The organism is Tissierella praeacuta DSM 18095, from assembly GCF_900128955.1.
Taxonomy (GTDB): Bacteria; Bacillota; Clostridia; order Tissierellales; family Tissierellaceae; genus Tissierella; species Tissierella praeacuta.
Map to the genome: position 1 here is coordinate 19,661 of NZ_FQTY01000012.1, position 25,250 is coordinate 44,910.

Here is a 25,250-nt window from a genome sequence, read left to right on the forward strand (position 1 = left end):
TTTTCATATGGAATTAACTTACAATAGAGAGTTAATCTCATATTTACTACCTACATATTATTTTCACAAGGATATTAAAGAAATTATCCCACTTAATTATCCAGCTTGTTTTCTATACCAATAACTTCTCCTATTATACTTCCCAATACTACACTGCCTATTACTAAAATAATATTCTCAGATTTAATACCTCCCATTATACCAATAACTATAACTGAAAGACCTATTCCATCCATTATTGTATTTTTGTAATCGTCTTTAATTCCTTTTCTAATCCCTATTCCAAATAACGCTCCCATTATAATTGCCAAAGCATTAACTATTGTTCCCAGCATAGTTCAGTCCTCCTATTTTAATTAACGATTAACCATTAAGAATGAATATATTAAAAAATAATAAATCATCCTATATTTTTATTATTCTTATAAGGATACACTATTTTAACAAATATTGCTACAAAAAAATGGAGTTCTGAAAAGAACTCCATTTTATAAACTATTCATCACCAATTATTGACTATATTTTCAATTATATTTCACTTTTCTTATATACATTATCCTTATTATAATAAAATAAATCATCTGAAATACTAAATATCCAAATGCAACTACAAGTCCATTTGTAAAGAGATTTTTTTCAAGTAAATTAGAAAGAGATTTCAGTGCAAATAAGGAATGTGTAGTACTAACTACAAATGGTAAAAAGAATATAATTCCTATTTGCTTTGTAATTATTTTATTTATTTCATTTTCTGTAGCTCCAATTTTCCTTAATATATCATATTCTACCTTATCTTGTTTTACTTCATTAAATAATTTGAAATATATTATACTCCCTGAAGCTATAAAAAATAAAAATGCTATAAAGAATCCTATAAATAATGTAAGCCCAAAGTTATTTCTAATATCCTTATATGGAATTGATTTAGCATAATAACTTCCTTGATATTTGTCACCTAACATATCTCTTATTTCTACTGATGCATCAAAGGAGCTTTTCCAATTATCTAATTTTATTCCATTATATATAACAATATTATCTTCTTTAGCTCTTTTCAATAAATGGTTATAGTCTTTATCATTTAATATAAACGCATCAAAATATCCTAATTTACCTAATGCCATAAGACTATGATGGATTTCATCATTTACTTTATATTCTCTTACTTCTCCATTTAAACTTAATTTTGCTGTTTCAAGAGGATATCTTTTTATCTTCTCTGGTTTACCATTATATCCAAATACCTCATAAGGAAAATTATATACTGCTTCATTTTCTTTTACTATAATTTTCTCCTTATTTTGAGAAACTGCTAATTTATTATAATCTGTATTAGACATGATTAAGATTTCTTCTTTAATATGAGAATTGTCCTTGTTAGCTTCATTCTTAACCCATATATTCTTCACTGTATAAATTCCTTTAGTTTTTAAGTCATGTTTTTCTAATATCTCTTTTATCCTATCTATACTATGAATGTCGTCTATTGTTTCTCCTTTTCGGATTATTGCAATATCCTCTGGTGTATCAATTCCTGATATACTTGCTATTTCTGTAAAGAAAGAATATATCGTCTCTGTAGCAGTGAATGTAATTGCACCTAAAATAGCTGCTGCAAATAGAACCTTGGCTGTATCCTGCAATTTAAATATCATTTGAGAATATGATATTAAATTTGTTTTCTTATAAATTATATCCTTGCTCTTTAAAATTCTATTAGCTATAGCTATACTAAATTGAGTAAATGTAAAGTAGGTACCAATTATAACTATAAATATAACTGGCAGCATAGCCAAAGGTACAAAAGCTCCTTTTACAATCCAAGCTATACCATAACCCAATACTAATAAACCAACACCAAGAATTGATTTTATCTTTGAAAATTGTGGTATTTCCTTAGGTATTTTACTACTTTTAATTTGTTGTATTATTTCCTTGTTCCTTATTTTAAAAAGCATTAGAATACTTACTGTTTCAAATAAGACAAAGAATACTAAAATTGTAAGTCCCAATGACTTAAAGGATATATTAAACGGAAGATTTATATCCATAAATGCTTCCATTGCCATAAGAAATAGTTTTGAAAACACTACTCCTGACAATATACCAGTTACTATGGAAAAAGCAGATATTATGGTATTTTCTATAAATACATATTTCTTTATTTGTTTATTAGTCATTCCATATAGAGAAAGAAGTCCAAATTCCTTTCCCCTAGACTTTAAAAATATGGAGGTAGAATAACTCACAAATAATATTGAAAATATTACTATTATAACTTGGCAAGCTATCATACTATTAACTACACCCATTAAAGATACACTGCTGCCGCCTATATTCTTTATTTTTAATGAAGGATGAAATACAAAATTAGAAAATATAAAAAATGCCGTAACGGCAAAGGAATTACTTAAATAATACATTATATATCTATATAAGTTTCCTTTAACATTACTAAATGCCATATTAGATATCTTCATTATATCCACCTCCTAGAAGAGACAATGCATCTAATATTTCTTTAAAAAATATCTGTCTATTAGAACTCTTAACTATTTCGGTGAAAAACTTTCCGTCCTTTATCATTATTATTCTCTTACAAAAACTTGCGGCAAAGGCATCATGAGTGACCATAACTATAGTAGCCTTCTTTTTTTCATTTATATTTTCTAAAGAATTCATTAAATCAAATGATGCTTTAGAATCTAAATTTCCAGTAGGCTCATCTGCCAATATAATAGCAGGATCGTTTATTAATGCCCTTGCACAAGCAGTTCTCTGTTGTTGTCCTCCTGATATCTCATAGGTTCTTTTATCTAAAATATTCTTAATATTTAATACTGATGTTATTTCATCTAATTTCTTTTCTATTTCTCTTTTTAGATAGCCTTCCAATACTAAAGGCAGTATAATATTTTCTTTTACTGATAATGTGTCTAGTAAATTAAAGTCTTGGAATATAAATCCCAAGTTTTTTCTTCTAAATATAGCCAGTTTATCTTCTTTTAATCTATAAGGATTTTCTCCATTTATTAAAACTTCTCCAGAAGATGGAGAGTCTATTGTTGCAAGGATGTTTAACAACGTAGTTTTACCACTGCCAGAAGGTCCCATTATCCCTACAAATTCCCCTGCTTTTATACTCATATTAAAATTATCTAGAGCCTTTACAGATATACCTTTGCCTTTGCTTCCATATATTTTAGATAGATCTTTAGTTTGTAATACTGTCATTTCTTTACCTCCTAGTTTGTTTTTCTGTATATATCATAATAAATTAAGGGAAATCATCATATTGATTTCCCTTTCAAGCTTTAATTATCTCTTACAAAATTGTCATATTAATTATTTGTTAAATTATAAATACTTTTGCCACTATAAAATATAACACTAACTGTAGTTCCTTCTCCTTCAATAGATTCTATATTTATACTATGCCCTAATCTATTACATATATCTTTAGATAAATACAATCCCATTCCTGTAGACTCTAAATATCTTCTGCCATTTATACCTGTAAAAAAAGGATCGAACACCCTTTCCAAATCTTCCTTTGGTACTCCTACACCATTATCTTTTATGGAAATTATAGTATTCTCATCTTCTTTATAAATCTTTATTATTATATCCTTATCCTTACTTTCCTTTACCTTTGAATATTTTATAGCATTAGATATTATTTGACTGATAATAAACTTTACCCATTTTTTATCACTCTTTACAAATATATCATCTCGTGAAAGTATCTTAGGATATATAGAATTCACTATAAATGCAGATTTGTTCTCATTAATTACATTTCTTATTATTTCCAATAAAGATATATCTTCTACTTTAAAATCAAGCTCAAAATCATTTATCCTAAGAGTATATAAAGCCATCTCTAGACCATGAGATAATTTTTCTATTTCTTCTTCTATACTTTCATAACTTCTTCTAGTATTTTCATCTATATCTTTATCTTTCTCATTTTCCAGCATAAGTCTTATTACGGAAACAGGGGTTTTCATCGCATGAATCCATATATTATTAAAATCCATTTGAGTCTTTGTAGTCTTTTTATATCTTTCCAATGTATTTACATAAATAGTATAATCTCTAATTAAAATTTTCTTTAAAAAACTATATTCATTACTGATATTATCAGGAATATTATATATATATTGTAAATCTTCATCTTTTTCTAAACCATAATTTATTGGAGTATAAAATCTCTTTTTTTTAATATACTCTATTGATATTGATATGCCCAATGCTATAGATCCTAGAATAAAGCCATAGATAATATTTACTATATTTAATCTTTCTTTTCTGATTATAATGTCCAACATCATTATAGTTATAACCAAAGATATAGCAATAAAATAAATAACAATATATAAGAGTCTATCTTTTATATAATCTTTAAATTTCAATTTTATCTACTCCCATGTGTTAATCATCTGCTAAATCACAGATATGCCCCCCTACTTTTCATTAAAATAAAATCAAACAATACAACAATATAGTAAATTTACACTATGAACTATATTCTAAATCCATTCTATAATTAGAATCCTCAATCAAATTTTCACCAAGATAAACTATATTATCTAGACAAGATATATTATAAATTTCTTCCATATTCTTTTTCATAATATCTAATATTTCCTGATTTTTCATTATAGATTCCAAAAGTTCTTTAATAAAATCCACCTTAGGTACATATAAGGCTAGTCCTTGTCTAAGCAAAAAATCAAGATTTTCCTTTTCCTGTCCTGGAATATAATAGGGAATAATCATAGGAAGTCGCTTTGCCATTGCTTCAGAAATAGTCAATCCTCCAGGTTTTGTTATGATTATATTAGAATTTTCCATAATAAATGGAATGTTATTTGTAAATCCATATACACTAAGTTTGTTACTTTCTATTAATTCTCTATATTCTTTCTCTATACTTGCCTGTAACTTTCTATTTTTCCCACAAATTGTTACAATATTATAGTCACCATCTATTTGAACAATGTTTTTCAATACCTTTTTCATTCCTTTGAGACCTAAACTTCCTGCCATGAGTAAAATTTGGAAAGAACTAGATTTCAAATTCATCGACTGAAATCCTTTTAAAAATTCTTCCTTAATAGGTATACCATATGAAAATATTTTCTCCTTTGATATTCCTTTTTTTATTAATGTTCTACTTGTATAATCACTACCTGCAATATAGGCATCTACATTTTTATCTATATATGCCCTATGTGCTTCATAATCTGTTACTATTGAAATAAAAGGTATGTCAATTAACTTCCTTTCCTTCAAAGAGCCTACTACTCCAACCATAAAAGCATGAGTTGATATGATTAAATCAGGATTTTCTTGTAAAATTATATTATAAACTTTCTCTCTAGAAATACTTGAAAAAGACTGTTTAATTAACTTATTGGATTTCTCCTTGTTGCTAATGCTATATAAACTTCCATATAATTTAGGAAAATTATTAATTAAAACCTTGCAAGATCCAATTATAAAAGCATCTAATGCTTTATTTATCTCCAATAAAGCATCTATTTTTTTCACCATAAAACCATGTTTTTTAAACTCTCTTTCTAAACAAGATGCAGCCTCATTATGACCGCCACCTATAGATGCAGTAAATATCAATACTTTTTTCATATATTTCCCTCCTCTACTGCCTAACTCAAATAATATGTCATAGATATAACGAAATTTAAATACATACTACTGCATTTTAATTTATTTAATCTCTTTATCTATACTATATAAAAATAAATAGAGGTTATCTATTGATTTTTCTTTCAAGTCAAAAATATATCTTACAATAATGTCAGATTAAATTTAAAACCATCTAATCCCATGTTTTTATCATAGAATATCCTTGCCCTCTTTTAGTTTGAATACTGTCTTTTATTCCAATATCTTCTAGTCTCTTCCTAAGTCTTGTAATATTCACTGATAAGGTATTATCATCAACAAAATCCACATCATCCCACAACTCTTCTAATAGGATTTCTCTGGATACTATTTTATCTATATTAGACATAAGAATATATAATAATCCGAACTCTTTCTTACTTAACTCTATTTTCTTTCCTTGCCATTCAACTGTTGACTGGCTTTTATATAAATATACCCCTTCTACTTCATATATATCCTTAGAAATATCCCCTGCATATTCTCCATAGGTTCTCCTTATTACTCCTTTTATTTTTGCTAGTAATAAATCAAAAGAAAAAGGTTTTATAATATAATCATCTCCACCATTTTCTATGGCCAATACTTGATCCATATCTGAAAATCTAGCTGATATAAATATAATAGGAACTTTAGATATGCTTCTCAATTCTCTACACCAAAAAAAGCCATCATAATTAGGTAAATTTATATCTAGAAGAACTAAATGAGGATTTTCTGCTATAAACTCTCCTTTTATATTGTTATAATCCTTTACTGTAACTACAGTGTAATTGTATCTCTCTAATTTATCTTTAATAAGCTTTAAAATCTTTTCATCATCTTCTACTACAAATATTTTATACATTTCCTCACCTCTTAATTAATTGTTTATACAATTATATATTTAGAATATCCCATTCAAAATAATTTTTCCACATAAAAAATGGAATTCCATAAAAGAATTCCATTTTTTATTAATTTAAGTCAAAAATTCAAACTATGCCAGTTCTTTATTTAATTTATTTTTACTTCCTAAAAACATTATTAAAAATTGAATTAATACATAGCCTATTATGGCAGTGGTTAAATAAATTTGAAATCCAGCTAATTCTTTAATTGCAATGGATAATTTCTCATATCCAAGTCCTATTACAAACTTAGACATTTGTAGAGATGCAACAATTCCTATTGCCATTGGAAATGTCATTCCTGCATAACTTGGTACAAAATCAAAGGAGAAAAATCTTGGCAATTTATAAACTACAAAGATTAAGGAACAAAGAACTGCAAAATAAAGACCAAATACCAAATATAGATTAGGATTTTCTATGTTATTCAAATAACTTACTAAACATAAACTACATGGTGCCAATAAAATTGCCATTGTATGATAAGCTGGTGCTTTAATTTCTACTTTTATTAATCTATTAAGTATGAAAGGTAAAAGCAGTAGATAAATAGCAATACCATAATAAACAACTATTTTGCAGATAAATGGTTCTTTCATTGCTCCACCAACTACGGCAGAAACCATAATCCCGTTGTAAGTAACAAACCAACTAGGTAAAAAAGTTTCCTTATTGAAATTTTTAATTATATTTCTATAAGTAAATATAAGAATATGAATTATATGAAGAATTAATCCTATTACCCAAAGACCTTTCCCAATAACTTGGTTAAATCCAATATAATAACTACCTAAGAGCATCATAACCATTGTAAAACCTGCATATAAACTACTTGGAACCGTAGTAGAATATTCTTTTTTAAAGGTTTTAGGATATTTTAAAATCTTTATTAAATAAAGAACCCAGATACAAGTTCCAAGCCACATAAAACCATGTCGTATTCCAGTAAAACCTAACCCTTGATATACATTGGATAAAGTTAAAGCTCCAACCATAGTAGGTAAAATAGGTACTGGCATATTTTCCAATCTTTCCATAAATGATTTATCCATGATTATCCTCCTATTCATAACTGAACTCAAAATTATCTGTAATATTGAAGAAATCTGAGTAATCGATTTTAAAAATTGGTTTCTTTACTTTAGAAATATCTATATTCTCTCTAATTAACTGTGTTAGTACTCCTGCATAGGATAGATCTCCTTGAAGAATAGCTCCATATATCTTTCCATCCTTGTGAATTACCTTCTTATAATTTCCCTTAATATCTTCTTCTATCTCTACTGAATAGCTACTATCTAATGGCTCATTTATTCCCAATGACATAGTTGGAATACCAAAAAAATTCATAGTAGATTTACTTGTAAAAAAATCTGTCATCTCTCTATGAACTCCAACCATATTGCTGCCAGCAATAACTCCTTCCTTTACTGCTACAGGCCATATAGGTCCTCGACCAGTAACATCTCCTGCACCATAAACATCAGAGTCATTAGTTCTTCCACTTCTATCAATAATAAGACCTTTTTTATCTACTTCAATTGTAGAATCCTTTAAGAAACCAATATTAGCACGAACTCCAGCAGTTACAATAAGTAGTTCACAAGGGATTTCTTCTCCATTACTTAAAGTAAGACTTTTAATATTATCTTCCTCATGAAGATTTAACTTTTGAGCACCAACTCCAAAATAAAAATTTACTCCTCTCCTACGAAAGGCATCTTCATAAGTCTTAGCAGCTCTTTTATCTAATTGAATAGATAATAATCTATCCTGCATTTCTACTAAATACAGATTTTTTTTGGAGTCTATTAATCCTATAAGGGCATCAACACCTACTAATCCTCCACCCATTATAACAATATTGTCTAACTTATCTATTTTCTCCATGATTTCTATACAATCATCTATATTTCTAAATCCCAAAACATTTTTAGCCTTATTCATATTCTCAATAGGTGGAAAGAAGGAATTTGAACCTGTTCCTATAAGGAGCTTATCATATCCAACAGTTTCTCCATTAGATAGATATACTTCCTTTTTCTCTGCATTTAAACCTATTGCCTCTGTACCTCCAACCCATTTAATTCTATAGCGTTCAAAAAAATCCCCTTCTACAAATCTAAGTCTATTCATTGTACGATGTCTAGACATATAATGATGCAATATACATCTGGAATATATAGTCTCATCTTTAGAAATCATAATAATTTCCCCATTAGGGTCTAGTTTTCTAATCTCTTTTGCACCATTAACACCTGCTGCAGATGAACCTAAAATTACATACCTCATACTTATACCTCCTCTAAAGTAATTGCATGCATTGGACATTTTTCAACACACATTGGCTTCGGCGAACCATCCTCAGTACTATGAACACACATATTACATTTCATAATTAATTCATGATTGATTCTATCACTTTTAAGAACTCCATAAGGACAGGCCATAATACACATATAACAACTAGCACATTGCTCACTATCATATTCTACAAATCCAGTTTCCGGGTTCTTATGCATTGCACCAGTCATGCAAGTATAGGTACATTCAGGTAAATCACAATGACGACAGAAAATAGGTGATGCTTTTGTTTCACTATCTATTACAACACGATTTCTTGCATCATCACTTTGGTGAGATACTACGCAAGCAGTAACACAGGTTAAACATCCAATACATTTATTTCTATCTATCTTTATTCTTTTCATCTCTATCCCTCCTTAGAGTTTTTCAAAATAGATCGGTGTCGCCTTATAGGATGGCTCCTTTGAATAAGGGTCATAAAGCGAAGGCGTAAGTTTATTACATTCAATATAGTGTATTGGTGCATAAAGCTGTTCATATCGTAAATTATCCGTTATTTTTACAAAGAAATCTGCATATTCTCCATTAATAGAATAAACACGTATAAAATCATTTTCTTTAATTCCATTTTCTAAAGCCAGTTTACTATTCATATAAATATATGATTTTTTAATACTAACATCTTCAATAAATTGTACCTCTTTTGTACGAGTCTGAGTATGCCATTGTCCCACTGTACCTCTTCCTGTATTCAATACATAGGGAAATTCTTCTGTAGTAGGAAGCGGGTTTTCTTTTGCATCTTCAAATATAAATTTTGCTTTTTTAGATGGAGTGTAAAATTTTCCATCTTCATAAAGACGTCTTTCATCTTCCTTCAATTCTTCCCCTTCTCTAAATGGCCATTGAATACCATTGGAGCCTTCAAGACCTTCCCAAGTTATACCTGTTATATCACAAGGCATTCCCCTAGAACATTCTTTCATAAGCTCAAAACAATCTCTCGGTGTTTTCCATTTATCTAAAAGAGAACCCATACCTAAAGCTTTCCCTACTCCGTAGATAATTTCATAATCATTTTTTTCATTTTCACCTTTTTCCAAACAAGGTCTCATGGCAGAAACCCTTCTCTCAAGATTTATATATGTTCCTTCCTTCTTGATACCAGAAACTGCTGGGAAAAATACGGTACAATGATTTGCACTATCTGTATCATCATAAATATCCTGAACCACAAATAATTCAAGTTTCTCAATTGCCTTTGCAAAGGTTTCATTATTTGTCCAGCTATGACGTGGATTAGTACATAAAATCCACAACCCCTTAATCTTACCTTCATTGATACCTTCAATAATTTGATTATAGGTTGCCGTTGGCTTTTCTGCTAAATCCGAATCCTTAACTCCTAAAACTTCTGCAATACGTTTTCTCCTATTAGGATTATTGAAATCTCCCCCACCAAAGAAACAAGCAGTATTACTATAGGCTCTAGAACCCATTGCATTACATTGTCCTGTAATAGAATTAGCTCCCGTACCTTCTCTTCCAATATTTCCAGTCATTAAAGCTAAATTGATAATAGCTTGTGCAGTACGTACTGCCTCATATCCTTGATTAACTCCCATAGTCCACCAGAAGGATACTCTTTCTCCACTATGAATTAATTCTACAAGTTCTAAAATTTGTTCTTCTCTTAACTCTGTAATCTCTATAGCCTTATCTAAGGTATAGGATTTCACAAAGGACTTAAATTCTTCAAATCCCTCTGTACTCTTCTCTATATAATCTTTATCAATATAATCCTTTTCAATTAAAATATTTGCAATTGTATATAATAAAACTAAATCAGTCTTTCCTTTTAAACCATACCAATAATCAGCATTTTGAGCAGTTTCTGATCTTCTAGGGTCAATTACAATTAATTTCTTATTTTTGTTCTTTAAAATACGTTCCCATAGAATTGGATGGGCAACCACTGGGTTTGCCCCAATTAAAATAATTCTATCAGATAACTCAATATCCCTTAAAGTAAAACCAGGTGCATCAAATCCAAAGCTTTGTTTATGTGCAACAACGGCAGTTGCCATACAAAGTCTTGTATTACCATCTACATTGGTTTTGAGGAAATTTCTCATAACATGACCGAATATGGCAAATTCCTCCATAGTAAGTTGTCCTGTACTAATTCCTGCAACACTTTCTTTTCCATATTTCTCTTGTAATTCTAATAATTTATTTGCTACATATTCAAATCCTTCTTCCCATGAAACATATTTAAAACTTCCGTCAGGTTGTTTGATTTTTGGCAAAGGCGAGCAATTTACTGTAGTTTGTTGCTTATCTAAAGATAATCCCTTAATGCAGGAAAACCCATTGTTAACTGGATATCCTTTAGTTGGAACAACTTTTACAACTCTATTATCTTCTACATAAAAATCAAGATTGCAATCTAATGCACAATAGTTACAGGTTGATTGTACCTTCTTCATATTCATCCCCCTATTAATTTTATTTTTATTGTTACCAGTAAATATGCTCCGCCACCTTTGCATCCTTTGGCAATTCCACATCCTTCAATGCCCATTTTTTAAACTCTTGATATCCTGTACGGTCTACAATGTAACCAACATGTTCCTTTGGAAGAGTACGGTCTATATATTCATCTACATAATCATAGGTGTTTTGAATGATTTTAATAATAGATGCTTCGTCAACACCTTGAATAAAAGTCTGTGCTAAACGTGGTTTTTTCTTTCCAGTTCGACCCATGATTACTAATTTATATCGTTTTTCTTCTTTTCTAGACCATGCCTGCATAGGACAAGTTAAAACACATTCTCCACATTCTATACAAATAGCTTCATTTCTTACTACTTTGCCATCTACCATCTCTAAGGCACCAACAACACGTTTCTTACAATTTTTCACACAGGCCTCACAACCTACACAGTGATAAGCATCATATTGAACACCTGCCATTCCTATTATTCCAAAATCTTGCATATGAGCCTTGATACAATCATTTGGACATCCAGTAGTTGCTATTTTAAAATGATGATCATGGGGAAAAACTGCTGCCTCTATTCTTCTTGCAAACTCTGTTGTATTGTAATTTGCATAGGGACATACTCTATTTCCAATACAGGAAGATATATTTCTAGTTCCTGAAGCAGGATATCCTTCCTTTGGATTGTGGATTTCAACTCCATAGGACAATTCTAACTTCTCAATTATTGGACTTATTATTTCATTGACTTTATCCATATTAGCAAAATCAATCCCAGTTATTTCAAATCCTTGTCTTGAGGTAATATGTAGCTTACCATCTCCGTATTTTGTAGCAATCTCATATAATGTAGGAATAATTTCTGCTGGTAATTGTCCACCAGGAATTCTTATACGTATAGATGTTTTATTTCGTTCTTTTGTAATTCTAAATGCATTCTTTTTAATTTTTTTTGTGTTTAAATCTAACATCCATTTCCCTCCTTAATCTATTAATTTAGAAGCCTTATCATATCTAAATACTGGACCCTCTAAACAGACATATGTTTCGTCAATTTTACAATGTCCACATTTTCCAATTCCACAAGACATCTTCCTTTCAAATGAAACCCAAATTTGTTCATCTTTAATACCTAATTTTGACAATTCAATTCCAGTAAATTTCATCATGGGCGGCGGTCCCACCATGATTACACTGACATTTTCTATATTGGGAAGATTAAGTTTAGCTACATGCTCTGTTACAAATCCTGTATTTCCCCTCCAACCTTCTTCTGGTCTATCAATAGTCAGACAAATATCCATATTCTTTTCCCATTCCTTAAAAGAATCTTTAAATAGAATATCTTGTGAGGATTTAAATCCACTAATTAATTTAAAGCTATTTATTTTATCTAAATTCCTATGAAAATAATTAATTACACTTTTTACAGGAGCGAGACCAGTTCCACCTGTTACCATAATTAAATCCTTACCAAAATGGACTTCCGATTGAAAATTATTGCCATAGGGACCACGAATTTGCAAAAAATCTCCTATCTCTTTATTAAAAATCCCATCTGTTACACGACCGACTTTTCTTATGGTTAACTCCATTAATTCATCATCAAAATCACTGATGGATATAGGCACTTCTCCAAATTTAGGAACAGATACCTGAACAAATTGCCCTCCTTTAACTTCCATAATCTTTTCAACAAAAAATGTGTAATCAATATCTGTATGTTTGATGATTTTCTTTATTTCTGCAGGATAAGTCATATATGGATTCATTATTTCTCCTCCTTATTTTCTTCATTAACCTTTTCTGAAACTAAATTAATGCAACGTGCAAAGGATATATACTCTGGACATCTATCATCACATCGCCCACAGCCAACACACATTGTTTCTCCAAAACGTTTTTTAAAATCATAAACCTTATGCATTGTCTTGAAACGCATTCTTGACCCATAATCTCTCCTAAAGGAATGTCCTCCTGCCATGTCAGTAAATTTATCTACTTGACAACCTGCCCACACACGGCGTCTTTCTCCATTATCTTGATTTTCTTTATAATGAATATCTGTTGTTGTAAAACAAGTACATGTTGGACAGGAAAAATTGCAACGACCACAGGCAATACATCTGTTTTCATAATCCTTCCACATTTCATCATTAAATAAAGAGAAATCTAATTTTTTCACATCAGGAACTGTAACATTATAATGATTTTCTAAGACATAATCGGGAGTAAATTCAACTTCATTTTCCCCTTTAAACTCTTCTTGAAATATTGGGTCTTTGACTTCAATATAAACCTTATCATCAAAAAACTTAATTCCCATAGAGTAATTATCTGTTTTATTAGTTTCCATAGATACACAGAAACAGTTCTCAAAACTATTATTACATCCCATTAAAATAAATTTAGTATTTTCTCTTCTTCTTTTGTAATAAGGATCTTGAAAACTTCCATTTTTTAAAAATATATTATCCATTCTATCTATTGCATGAATATCACAGGAACGAAGAAAAACTAGATATTTCTTATTCTCATAATTTGGTTCACTAAGTCTTTCTTCTTGAATATTGAAAATTGTTTCTGTTACTGGAAATAATACTTCCTTTGCAGAAAAAATAGATTTTTCTTTATACTCAATATCTTCAATGTTTTTGATTTTTTCATAACGTATATTATCCGTATCAGAAAACCTTCCTCCTCCTAGTATTCGAACAGGCCCATAGATTTCATAATCTTTACTCCATTTTTCAAGATAGGAATTAAATTTATTATTTCTTATTTCATAACTCATTGAGCACCCTCCTTGCTAATTATAGTAACGCTTTAACCAATTATATATTATATAAAACAAACAGACTGTGAAATCTATCACAATTATGATAGAATAATAAAATAAAGTTAAAATACATAGTTGGAGGTATTGACTATGATTCAGTTAGATAATTTCAAGTCTTGGAGAAATATATCAAAAGAAACAAAGGAAAAGTTTTTAAAAAATTCCACCTATATGGAATATACTAAAGGAACTGTTATTTACTTAGAATCAGAGCAAAATCCCCTAATCTATCTTATTTCCTCTGGATATATAGTATTGTCAAAAACATCTATAGAAGGAAAAGAAAAATATTTATATTATCTTTCAACTGGAGATTTTATAAATCAATGTGCTATTGATGGAAAACTTACTGCAACTACTGCAAAGGTTGTTAGTGATGCATCTTTAATTAGTATAGATAAAGATATTTTGCTTAAACTTATGAAAGAAGATTTTGAGTTGAATCTTCTTATTCTTACTTCCCTAACACATATAATACGTAGAAGTCAAAGGCAAATCTTAAATCTTGGAATCTATAATACCAGTCAAAGAATAGCCTCTAGGCTATGGAAGTTATCAAGGGATTATGGCAAAAAAATAGATGATTATACTTTAATAGATGCACCTATAAATCAAACGGATCTTTCTAATATGGTTGGAGCTTCTAGAGAAACTGTTAATCGCTTTTTAAAAGAGTTAGAAAATAAAGGTATTGTTATTCTAAAGGGTCATAGTATTATAATTATAGATAGAGATAGACTTTTGGACTATATAAATTAAAAACATGCTCAATATTGAGCATGTTTTTAATTATTCATATTCTGGATAAGGTATTTCTCCTTTTCCTTCCCTTATAAAAGAATTTGTCCATTCAGGCATAGGTGGTTGTTTATCTTCCTTTATGAGTTTTTGCCATTTTTCATCTGTTAATCTTTCATTAGATATAAACTCATGATAACTAAATACTGCACCTCTTGTAAGATATAGTTTCCCTCCTATAGGTACTACTACATAAATTTCATATGCCGAACCTACTCCTGTTTCCATATATCCTCCATCACTCTGAGGATTTGGTGCAATAGTGTGGAAATCTGCTATTACTGCCATATTCTTATCGGTTTCAGAAGTTATTTCAAACCATCGTAAATAATCTCCAGCAAAGGAAGCTGTTAAACGTTCTAGTCTACCTCCATATACCTCAATTTGAAAATACTCTTCATTTGTCAACTCTTCATTTCTTAATTCTTTTATGGAACAATTGATTAGAAACTCTAGAATTTCTTCAAATTCTCCCATCTTCATATCTATGCCTTCTATGGCTAAGCCCCTAGCAGATAAGTTTTTTCTTGAGAATTTAGTTAACCATAGTAATTTTTCATATACTTCTATATTAGGCTCCACATATCCTATTACTTCTTCAAATCCTGCACCACCACATTCTGCACCAGATTGTTTACCATAAAGAACAGTATCATGTTTTAACTCTGACCAAGAACCAAGCGCTGTATTTAAATTTTTATCCACCCATGCCTCATTAGTCATAAAAGACGGATAACCCTCTCCAAAGGGTTCAAGAAACCCAAATAATGTCCAAAGCCATCCTTGGTACATATTTCCCATCCATTCCTCTTCAGATAGCCTTGAAAATTCATTCCTTAATTTTTGAAATTTAATAGGATACTCTTCCCAAGATTGATCATTTTTAGATAGTTGAATTTCCTTTGCTCTTTCCGAGCCTAATACTCCCATTATATCTAACCCTGAAGGTATTGGTCTAATTATAGGCTCTACTAATTCTTGAATAATTTCAGAATCCAAGATATACCTTTGCCCCATAAATCTAAACTGTTTTCCTACTGGAGTAGTTACAGTGGTATATTTTGCTTTTATCCTTGGTTCCGGCAATTTATCTGCTTCTTCATAAAATTCATCTAATTTTTTCTTATCCTTTAATTTATTTAAATTTGGAGTTTTTCCATATATGCTAAATAATAATTCTCCATATTGATAAACACTTAAATCATCACAGCTTCCAACAAAGAAATTAGTTGGTTCATATATATTTTCCCATTTATTATAATTCTCCTTATTAGAATATAAACTATAGGTAATTAAAAGAGCCTGTAAAGTCTGCTCTATATTTCTCTCACCATTATGAAAATATAATGGGAATGGAGCTTGCCCATACCACATCATAGCCTTGAAATATCTCTCAAAATCTTTTGATCTAGTATAATGTCCCCTAATAGTAAATTGACTATAATCTAGGTCATATGGGAATAAACTAGATTTCTCAAATCCAGAATGTGCATTAATTTTCTCTAATTCTTCCAAGGCTATCTTTCTTGCCTGTTCTGGTACTTCATTTGGAATTTCCTTTTCTAATGCGAGCTGTGCAGTGGCAAAAAAACCAATATTCTTTAATTGAATATCCTTAATTTCTTTATTATTTAGTTTATTATAAATATTAATAGAGTCCATTAACATACTATCTGTCATTTCCTCTACTAATCCCAATAATTTATCATTCTCTAATGTTCGTAGTGTATAATCATAAAATATATGATATACTTGTAAAACTGAATCTGTAGTGATAAATGATGGTATGTTCTTATATTCATTATCTTCGTAGATATAAAATAATTGCTCTTGTTTTGTAGGATTTACTACAAAATTATTTTTCACTATAAGCTCTAATTGCTCCTTAGAAAACTCACCAAACTTCGTCAGATTTTCAATATTAGATAAATCAGATTTCACCATATAAGGCTCAACTTTTATTTCAAATTTTAAGGGCTCATAGGGAACTCCTATATTTATTAATCCATGGTTTATTTCCTTATTAATTTCTTTATCATTTTTAGTATCTCCTGATACATCAGTAGTACATCCAGTCATCAAAATAACTGCTGCCAAAATAAATGAAGTAATTGAGCAGAATGATTTTCTTTTCAACCTAATCCTCCCTTTCTATTATTAAATTATTATCTTTTAATTTTACTACCCCCAAGTATTTATCTCGTCCTTCTTTAATTCCAATATTTAATCTTTCATTCTCTATAGTTAAGTCTTTTAAATCTTCATAATCTTTAGACTCTAAGTATCCCTCAAATCCAAATCCTTTCCATTTATATGTATTAATAATCTTTCTATTACTCTCTAATATTTCAACTGAAATAATTTCATCTATACTATCTCCATCTATATCATAAAAATCATAATCAGTAAAGGGTTTTGATAGTCTTGAGCCTCTCCATTTAGGTTCCAATCTCCCATTCTCAAAAGAATATATAAATGGTCTTTTTGCCATTACTTGATGAAAGGGAGATTTTTTATACATACCAACAGATACTTCGTCTTTTCCATCTCCATCTATATCTCCTATGGCTATTTTCCAAGGTTTAAATTCCGAGAAATTTCTTCTATATATTTCTTTCATATCTTTTAGAGAATAGATAATTACTTCCTTCCCGAATTTTCTCCCCCTTGATCCTGTTAATACCACTAAATAGTCTATATTATCTCCATTGATATTTCCTATGGCATAATCTACGACTTTATCTTTTATTTCTATAGGAAGTTTAACTTGATTAGATGAAAAAAATAAAAACAAGGCAAGTAAGATTATAGAAATATAGAGAAGTATTATTTTTGCTTTTAATCTACGCATTTATTCACCACTTTATCTTATCTCTTTACTAACAGTATAGCAATATTATACAAAGAATAAATTACAAATAGTTTACAATACGAAAATAACCAGTGCCTAATAGACTCTGGTTATAACTATTATTCATTATTTAAATTGCCAATTCTTCTATTTGCCTATTCCCAACTCCCTAGCATAATAAAATAAATATTGTTGGGCAAATCCTGCAAGGTTTCCAAATATTCTAGCACCATGTGTTCCTATTAGCTTCACATTAGTATCTTCTTTTAAATAAAAATGTTCCATAACTCTTTTTACCCATACATCTACTGGAAAAGCATCATCTTTATTAAAGGCAAATAACAAAATACAGTCACTAACCTTTGGTCCTACTCCTGGTAAAGTCATTAAAAGCTCTTTGCCTTCATCTCTTGTTAAATTATAGATTGAGTTTAAGTCTAACTCGCCATTTGCTATAATCCTTGCTGTCTGTACAATTCTTTCTCCTCTAAAGCCTACTTTACATATTTCCTTTAAATCTTCTGGTTTAGCATTTGACAAGTTTTCTGCTGTTGGAAAGCTATAGTATTCCTGTTCTCCTGGCACAATTTTTTCTCCATAATGTTTAGACATTAACTCTATGGATCTTTTTATTCTAGGTATTTGATTATTAGCTGATGTTATAAAGGATATTACCATTTCAAAGGGTTCTTGGTTCAGTATTCTAATCCCTTCTCCAAATTTAATTGCTTCATCTAATATGGGATCCTTGGATAATTCCTTTTTTATCTCATCATAATCTCTATCCAAATCAAAATAATTATACCAAATATTATTAAAGTCTTCTATATTTGTGTTAGATAGTATAATATCATCATTTTCTTTCTTTACATTAAGTACCTTCCCATAGGCTACTGTAGTGTAGGATTTATCTTCTTCTACTTTCCATCTAAAGGCTTGCCCACATTCAAATATATGTTTAGGCTCAAAATTTTTTATATCTTTTAATATTATCTTTCCTTTTTCTTCAATTATATTATATTTCATAATACTCTCCTTTCCCTTAGTATTTTACCCTTATTTAAAATAAAAAAACTGGCATAAGCCAGTTTTTTATATATTAATACCATCCTCTTAATTTCATTACTTCAGCAACTTTCTTAACTGAAATCATATAAGCTGCTTCTCTTACTGTAACATTATATTCGTTTTTAAGTTTCCAAATTGCGTTGAATGCCTTAACCATTTCAACTTCTTGTTTCTCTTCTACTTCTTTTTCTGACCAATAGTAGCCATATAGGTTTTGTACCCATTCAAAGTAAGAAACTGTAACTCCACCAGCATTTGTTAAAATATCTGGAGTAACTGTAATTCCTCTTTCTTTTAATATAACATCTGCACCTGGAGTAATAGGTCCGTTTGCTGCTTCACATATTAATTTAGCTTTTACAACTTTGGCTACATCTTCTGTAATAGCATTTTCCAAAGCTGCTGGAATTAGCATATCTACATCAAGTGTCCAGAATTCATCTAATGAAATCATTTTTGCCTTTGGATAATCTACTAAATTTTTATGCTCATTGAAGTAAGCTTCCATATCATAGAAGTCTAATCCATCTTCATTATATAATGCATAAGTTCCAACTGATGGTGCCCATTCAGCTATAGCTACAATTTTTGCACCTTGACGTTGTACATTTTTAACTGTATATCTACCTACGTTTCCAAAACCTTGAATAGCAACTGATATCTTAGTCATATCCATACCTAATTCTCTAGCTGCTTCTCTTGCTATAACTGCAACTCCAAATCCTGTAGCTTCATTTCTCCCTTGTGAGCCACCCCATTGAACTGGTTTACCAGTAAGTACACCTAAAGCCATATTATCATTATTTAACTTAATATATTCATCTACCATCCAAGCCATAATTTGACCGTTAGATCCTACGTCTGGAGCTGGAACATCTATTTTTTCCCCTAGATATTTATGAAGTCCTTGAACATAGCCTCTAGCTAATCTTTCTAGTTCTCCTTGTGACAATTGAAGTGGATCAACAGTTATTCCACCTTTTCCACCGCCGTAAGGAACTCCCATAACTCCACATTTAAATGTCATCCAAATTGATAATGCCTTAACTTCATCTGGATTAACCCCTGGATGGAATCTAATTCCACCTTTAGCAGGTCCAATTGCTGTATTATGTGATGCCCTATACCCTTTGAATACTTTTATGGTTCCGTCATCCATTTTAACTGGAATCGAAATCTCAATTATTCTTTGTGGTTCTTTAAGTAATTCATAAACTGCTGGCTCTAGTCCTAGCTTATCACAGGCATGCTTAACTTGTAACTGAGCACTTTCTAATGGATTTAAACTTTCTTTTGACATTAAACAAAACCTCCCTATAATTTTAATAGCGAAACTTTATGCTTAATCGTATATCATTTCACTGAAATTATAACACAATGGAATTTTTTTGTAAACATTTCAGAATTTTTATATAATTAGCAATTATCGGTTAAATTACCAATTATAAATAGATTAAATCTATTTATTTAAACCTTTAAATGCCTCCATTATATCATCAACATTATCTAAAGCTTCTATAAGTTCTGGTAATACTTCATAAACATCTCCCACTATACCATAGTCAGCAATCTTAAATATAGGTGCATCTGCATCCTTATTTATAGCTACTATTACCTTAGAATCTTGCATACCAGCTAAATGCTGAATAGCTCCAGAAATACCACAAGCAACATAAAGTGAAGGTCTAACAGTTTTTCCTGTTTGCCCTACTTGATGTCCATGCTCTATCCAGCCAGCATCAACTGTAGCACGCGAGGCACCTACTACTCCACCAAGCTTTTTAGCTAAATCTTCAATTAGCTTAAATCCTTCTGGGTTTCCAAGCCCTCTACCACCAGATACTATTATTTTAGATTCTTCTAATTGTACTTCTGCTTTACCACCCTTAACTACTTCTATAACCTTTGCTCTTATATCTTCATCCTTTAGGTCTGGAGTAAATTTAACTATATTACCCTTTCTACTTTCATCATACTTAGCCTTTTCCATAACTCCCGGTCTAACTGTAGACATTTGTGGTCTATGGTCTGGACATATAATCGTTGCCATTAGATTACCACCAAATGCCGGACGTGTTTGCATAAGTCTTCTGTTCTCTAAATCTACATCTAGTTTAGTACAGTCAGCAGTAAGACCTGTGTGTACTCTAGCAGATATTCTAGGTCCTAAATCTCTACCAATATTTGTAGCACCTATTAACATAATTTCAGGCTTTCTTTCCTTAATTAAATCATAAATAATCTTAGTATATCCGTCAGTTGTATAGACATTTAATAGAGGATGATCAGCATATAAAACATTATCCGCACCATATTTAACAAGTTTTTCAGCTAAATTATCTACATCTTTACCTAATAATACTGCAGTTAGTTCTGTTTCTAATGCATCGGCTATCTTTCGTCCTTCTCCAACTAACTCTATAGCCACATTAAGTAATTCTCCATCTCTTTGTTCTGCAAATACCCAAACACCTCTATATAGTTCTACATCTACACCGCCAGCTCTAAATTTTTTCTCTTCTTTTTCTATTGCCTTTACAGGACAAGCAACTACACATTGACCACAAGCCGTACATTTTTCATTTATTTTAGCCTTTTTATCTATCATATCAATAGCATCAAATGGACATACTCTAACACATTTACCACAGCCAATACATTTCAATTCTATAACCTTAACAGCCATTTAAATTTCCCCCTTTATCCAATGATTATATTAAATAAGATGTTTTTCTTTCAATTTAACTATTAACTCTCTAGCAGTTTCCTTTGCATTTCCTTGTAGTATTTCACCTACACCAGATCTTCCTGGTGGTGTAAAGGATTTATTTACTTGAGTAGGAGAGCCATCTAATCCTAAATTGCTAAAATCAGCCTCTATATCCTTGGCAGATAAAACTCTTACTTTGTCACCTTTATGAGCATCATATATGCCCTTAATCGAAGGATATCTTGGCTCGTTTAATTCTTTTATAGCTGTTAAAAGAACAGGCATCTTTGATTCTATAACAAAATATCCATCCTCTAATGCCCTTTTAGCTATAATCTTATTATCTTCAATCTTTAATTCTTCAACATAAGTTATTTGAGGTAAATTTAAATGCTCAGCAATTTGAGGCCCAACTTGTGCCGTATCTCCATCTATTGCTTGCCTTCCGCATAAAATAATATCATAATCCTTTATATTTTTAATTCCTGTTGCTAAAGCTGTAGATGTGGCCCAAGTATCAGAGCCAGCAAAAGCCCTATCAGATAATAATACAGCTTCATCTGCTCCCATGGCTAAGGCTTCTCTAAGAGCAACATCTGCTTGAGGAGGTCCCATACTTAGTACTATTACCTTTATATCCTTATTTTCATCCTTGAGTCTTAGGGCTTCTTCCAAAGCATTCCTATCATCTGGATTTATAATACTTGGTACTCCTTCACGAATAAGAGTTCCACGAACTGGATCTATTTTTACTTCATTAGTATCTGGTACTTGTTTTAAACATACTATAATATTCATTTTCTTCCTCCTATACAAATTATTTTAATACCTGAGCTGCTATAACCATTTGTTGAACTTGAGATGTACCTTCATATATTTCAGTAATCTTAGCATCTCTCATCATTCTCTCCATAGGATAATCCTTTGTATATCCATATCCACCAAATAATTGAACACATTTAGTAGTTACATTCATAGCACAATTTGCTGCAAATAGTTTAGCCATAGCTGCTTCTTTGTTATATGGAAGATTATTAGCTTTATTATATGCGGCTCTATAAACTAAAAGTCTAGTCGCTTCAATCTCTGTAGCCATATCTGCTACCATCCATTGAATACCTTGGAACTTAGATAAAGGTCTACCGAATTGTTGTCTTTCTTTTAAATATTTTACCGTTTCATCTAATGCACCTGCTGCAATACCAAGTGCCTGAGAAGCTATACCAATTCTGCCGCCATCAAGGGTAGACATGGCTATTTTAAATCCTTCTCCTTCTTTCCCTAATAAATTTTCCTTTGGAATTCTGCAATTTTGAAATATTAATTCTGCCGTAGCCGAAGCTCTAATACCCATTTTTTCTTCAATCTTGCCTATACTAAATCCTTCACAGTCTTTTTCAACTATAAAAGCAGATATTCCTCTAGTTCCTTTGCTCTTGTCTGTCATAGCAAATATTATATATGTATCTGCTTGTCCCCCGTTTGTAATAAATATTTTTGAACCGTTTAATATATAATTATCTCCATCAAGTATTGCTGTAGTTTGTTGTCCTGCAGCATCAGTACCAGCATTAGGTTCTGTTAAACCAAAAGCACCTAAATGTTCTCCTTTTGCTAAAGGAATTAAATATTTTTGTTTTTGTTCTTCTGTTCCGTATTTATATATTGGCCAACATCCTAAGGATGTATGGGCTGATAATATAACTCCTGTAGTAGCACAAGCCTTTGATAACTCTTCAACTGCTATGGCATAGGCTAATTCATCTCCACCTGCTCCGCCATACTCTACTGGAAAAGGTATACCTAACATATTGTATTTTGCCATTTTGTCTACGGTTTCTCTCGGAAATCTTTCCGTTTCATCAATGTCGGCAGCAATAGGTTTTACCTCTTTTTCAGTGAATTCCTTCATTACATCTCTTACCATTTGTTGCTCTTTAGTTAAATTGAAATTCATATATTATTTCCCTCCCTAATATATTGGCTATCCCTAATTTCATTATAAGCCATTTATTTTTTTATTTCCACTAATATCGTTAAATTTTTGTCTTTAATTTAAAATATAAAAAACCCAACTAATCAGATTAAATGTAAATTAACTGATTAATTAGGTTTTTAAATTGATTTCTCACTTATTTTCCTTATTCTTTTATAATTCTTGTCATTCCATTAACAACTAAATCTCTGCATACCTATCCTTTAGAAAGTAAGAAAGCGTAAATAAACTTTCATTTAAACGTACATTCTCTACTATCATATCTTCGGGAACATTTAAATCTATTGGTGCAAAGTTCCAAATACCTTTAACTCCTGCTTTTATAAAAGCATCTGCTATTTCTTGAGCATTATCTTTTGGAGAAGTAATGATTCCTATGTCTACATTATTTTCCTTAATAAAATCAACCATAGTATCCACATCTCTTATTTCAATATCTCTAATTCTTAGACCTATAAGTTTTGGATTTTTATCAAAAAGTGAAAGTACTTTGAAACCAGCATCTTCAAAACCTTTATAATTTGCTATGGCCTGACCTAGGTTTCCTGCACCTGCTATTACAGCCTTATATATAGTTTCTAACCCGAGTATTTTAGCTAATTGATTATGTAGTTCTTCTACATTATATCCATAGCCTTGTTGTCCAAATCCACCGAAATTATTCAAGTCCTGCCTTATTTGAGAAGCTGTAAAGCCTGTCATTTTACTTAATTCCTGAGATGAAATCCTATTAATACCTTTATTTAATAAATCTCCCAAATATCTATAATATTTAGGCAATCTCCTTATAACTGTTATGGAAACCCTGCTGTCTCTGTCCATTCTGTAATCACCACCTAATAATATTTTACAGACTATTATAACATTATGATATTAATATGTCAATTTGCACATATAATGTTTTTTGAATATTTAATTACCTTTTTTGACATAATAATCTCTGAAAGGAGTGTTATAATGGCTAGTAAGGAGCAACTTAGAAAAATAGCTTTATACTGCAATGAATATGACCCTTCAAGAAACAATCTAGTATCAAGCAGTTTAACATCTTCTGTTCGTGCTTATGAAGATAAATATGAAAATTGTATAAATTGTATTCATTATACTAAGGAAGGTAAATGTAATTTAAATCTAATTGATCAAATTCTATCTTCATTATCAATGGAATTAGATTTAAAGTCTTAAAATACTCCTAATATTTATAGGAGTATTTTCTTTATTTAATCACAAAATTACACCATCTACATTTAAAGACTTTATCCATAGTATCTTATTTAGACCAATTTTTAATGTATTGTTGCGTGCTCTAATATTAGGAGAAATATATACATCTATACCTCCTACTTTATACATAGTAAAAGAACTTTCATTATAGGGTTTTCCCATCTTCACTGATGGTTGATAACTTATGCATCACCCTCCTCCTACCTTTTCAACTATAATCTGTATAGAATTATTTTGGGACTTATTTTTTATATGATTCTCTGCCTTATCAGTAATATATATTTCCATTTTTCTCCCTCATCAGATAATTTTATTTTATTTTACCATACGGGGGTATCAAAGGCAATGGAAAAGAAACATATTTTTTGGT

24 protein-coding genes are annotated in these 25,250 nt (G+C 30.4%); 2 read left to right on the forward strand and 22 right to left on the reverse strand.

The genetic code is table 11. The annotated features are described in order from the left end of the window. Positions 1-92 precede the first annotated feature (92 nt). The 13 genes from BUB33_RS11285 to asrA all read right to left on the reverse strand — a co-directional run bounded on the left by BUB33_RS11285 (position 93) and on the right by asrA (position 14,188). Positions 93-335 (reverse strand): DUF554 family protein, encoded by a 243-nt coding sequence (locus BUB33_RS11285; RefSeq protein WP_084725401.1) that lies wholly within the window; start codon positions 333-335, stop codon positions 93-95. A 189-nt stretch (positions 336-524) separates the two neighbouring features. Then, complete coding sequence (locus BUB33_RS11290; RefSeq protein ID WP_072976389.1) at positions 525-2,480, reverse strand: ABC transporter permease; 1,956 nt, start codon at positions 2,478-2,480, stop codon at positions 525-527. Continuing rightward, a complete protein-coding gene (locus tag BUB33_RS11295) occupies positions 2,467-3,234 on the reverse strand; it encodes an ABC transporter ATP-binding protein (RefSeq protein WP_072976392.1) in 768 nt (255 codons plus the stop codon). Before BUB33_RS11295 ends, BUB33_RS11290 begins: the two co-directional genes overlap by 14 nt. Before the next feature lie 107 nt (positions 3,235-3,341). Beyond that, on the reverse strand, positions 3,342-4,415 hold the full coding sequence (locus tag BUB33_RS11300) for a sensor histidine kinase (protein ID WP_072976395.1): 1,074 nt from the start codon (positions 4,413-4,415) through the stop codon (positions 3,342-3,344). Positions 4,416-4,518: 103 nt separating this feature from the next. After that, a complete protein-coding gene (locus tag BUB33_RS11305) occupies positions 4,519-5,652 on the reverse strand; it encodes an MGDG synthase family glycosyltransferase (RefSeq protein WP_072976397.1) in 1,134 nt (377 codons plus the stop codon). A gap of 193 nt (positions 5,653-5,845) precedes the next feature. After that, entirely contained in the window at positions 5,846-6,538 is a 693-nt protein-coding gene (locus tag BUB33_RS11310; protein WP_072976399.1) for a response regulator transcription factor, read from the reverse strand. Positions 6,539-6,670: 132 nt separating this feature from the next. Further along, entirely contained in the window at positions 6,671-7,633 is a 963-nt protein-coding gene (locus BUB33_RS11315; protein WP_072976401.1) for a TDT family transporter, read from the reverse strand. A 10-nt stretch (positions 7,634-7,643) separates the two neighbouring features. Next, positions 7,644-8,873 (reverse strand): NAD(P)/FAD-dependent oxidoreductase, encoded by a 1,230-nt coding sequence (locus BUB33_RS11320; protein ID WP_072976403.1) that lies wholly within the window; start codon positions 8,871-8,873, stop codon positions 7,644-7,646. 2 nt (positions 8,874-8,875) lie between these two features. Beyond that, a complete protein-coding gene (locus tag BUB33_RS11325; RefSeq protein WP_072976405.1) occupies positions 8,876-9,292 on the reverse strand; it encodes a 4Fe-4S dicluster domain-containing protein in 417 nt (138 codons plus the stop codon). Between the two features lie 12 nt (positions 9,293-9,304). Beyond that, positions 9,305-11,377, reverse strand: coding sequence for a molybdopterin oxidoreductase family protein (locus tag BUB33_RS11330; RefSeq protein WP_072976407.1), 2,073 nt, complete (start codon positions 11,375-11,377; stop codon positions 9,305-9,307). Positions 11,378-11,408: 31 nt separating this feature from the next. Further along, the gene (asrC, locus tag BUB33_RS11335) at positions 11,409-12,365 is read right to left on the reverse strand and encodes a sulfite reductase subunit C (RefSeq protein WP_072976410.1); all 957 of its coding nucleotides are present in this window, start codon (positions 12,363-12,365) and stop codon (positions 11,409-11,411) included. 12 nt (positions 12,366-12,377) lie between these two features. Then, positions 12,378-13,166 carry an anaerobic sulfite reductase subunit AsrB gene (gene asrB, locus BUB33_RS11340; protein WP_072976412.1) on the reverse strand — a complete coding sequence of 263 codons (789 nt, stop codon included), beginning with the start codon at positions 13,164-13,166 and terminating at the stop codon, positions 12,378-12,380. Continuing rightward, positions 13,166-14,188 (reverse strand): anaerobic sulfite reductase subunit AsrA, encoded by a 1,023-nt coding sequence (asrA, locus tag BUB33_RS11345; protein ID WP_072976414.1) that lies wholly within the window; start codon positions 14,186-14,188, stop codon positions 13,166-13,168. Before asrA ends, asrB begins: the two co-directional genes overlap by 1 nt. Positions 14,189-14,323: 135 nt before the next feature. Between asrA and BUB33_RS11350 the strand changes: the two genes are divergently transcribed. Continuing rightward, positions 14,324-14,992, forward strand: a complete 669-nt coding sequence (locus BUB33_RS11350) for a Crp/Fnr family transcriptional regulator (RefSeq protein WP_072976416.1) — start codon at positions 14,324-14,326, stop codon at positions 14,990-14,992. A gap of 30 nt (positions 14,993-15,022) precedes the next feature. Here the strand turns inward: BUB33_RS11350 and BUB33_RS11355 are convergent, their stop codons facing one another. The 8 genes from BUB33_RS11355 to BUB33_RS11390 form a co-directional block, all read right to left on the reverse strand. After that, the gene (locus tag BUB33_RS11355; protein ID WP_072976420.1) at positions 15,023-17,167 is read right to left on the reverse strand and encodes a DUF3160 domain-containing protein; all 2,145 of its coding nucleotides are present in this window, start codon (positions 17,165-17,167) and stop codon (positions 15,023-15,025) included. 1 nt (position 17,168) lies between these two features. Beyond that, positions 17,169-17,882 (reverse strand): hypothetical protein, encoded by a 714-nt coding sequence (locus tag BUB33_RS11360; RefSeq protein ID WP_072976422.1) that lies wholly within the window; start codon positions 17,880-17,882, stop codon positions 17,169-17,171. 147 nt (positions 17,883-18,029) lie between these two features. Next, complete coding sequence (locus tag BUB33_RS11365; protein WP_072976424.1) at positions 18,030-18,908, reverse strand: DNA-3-methyladenine glycosylase family protein; 879 nt, start codon at positions 18,906-18,908, stop codon at positions 18,030-18,032. Between the two features lie 73 nt (positions 18,909-18,981). Then, positions 18,982-20,250 carry a Glu/Leu/Phe/Val family dehydrogenase gene (locus BUB33_RS11370; protein WP_072976427.1) on the reverse strand — a complete coding sequence of 423 codons (1,269 nt, stop codon included), beginning with the start codon at positions 20,248-20,250 and terminating at the stop codon, positions 18,982-18,984. A 159-nt stretch (positions 20,251-20,409) separates the two neighbouring features. After that, complete coding sequence (locus BUB33_RS11375) at positions 20,410-21,636, reverse strand: electron transfer flavoprotein subunit alpha (RefSeq protein WP_072976429.1); 1,227 nt, start codon at positions 21,634-21,636, stop codon at positions 20,410-20,412. A gap of 30 nt (positions 21,637-21,666) precedes the next feature. Further along, complete coding sequence (locus tag BUB33_RS11380; RefSeq protein WP_072976431.1) at positions 21,667-22,458, reverse strand: electron transfer flavoprotein subunit beta/FixA family protein; 792 nt, start codon at positions 22,456-22,458, stop codon at positions 21,667-21,669. Positions 22,459-22,477: 19 nt separating this feature from the next. After that, positions 22,478-23,617 (reverse strand): acyl-CoA dehydrogenase, encoded by a 1,140-nt coding sequence (locus tag BUB33_RS11385; protein WP_072976432.1) that lies wholly within the window; start codon positions 23,615-23,617, stop codon positions 22,478-22,480. A 219-nt stretch (positions 23,618-23,836) separates the two neighbouring features. Continuing rightward, complete coding sequence (locus tag BUB33_RS11390; RefSeq protein WP_072976433.1) at positions 23,837-24,478, reverse strand: redox-sensing transcriptional repressor Rex; 642 nt, start codon at positions 24,476-24,478, stop codon at positions 23,837-23,839. 135 nt (positions 24,479-24,613) lie between these two features. On the opposite strand from BUB33_RS11390, the gene BUB33_RS11395 reads away from it, so the two are divergent. Next, positions 24,614-24,841, forward strand: coding sequence for a hypothetical protein (locus tag BUB33_RS11395; RefSeq protein ID WP_234950041.1), 228 nt, complete (start codon positions 24,614-24,616; stop codon positions 24,839-24,841). 39 nt (positions 24,842-24,880) lie between these two features. Here BUB33_RS11395 and BUB33_RS16775 read toward each other — a convergent pair whose 3' ends face one another. After that, positions 24,881-25,168, reverse strand: coding sequence for a CC/Se motif family (seleno)protein (locus tag BUB33_RS16775; RefSeq protein WP_264175366.1), 288 nt, complete (start codon positions 25,166-25,168; stop codon positions 24,881-24,883). Positions 25,169-25,250: the final 82 nt, after the last annotated feature.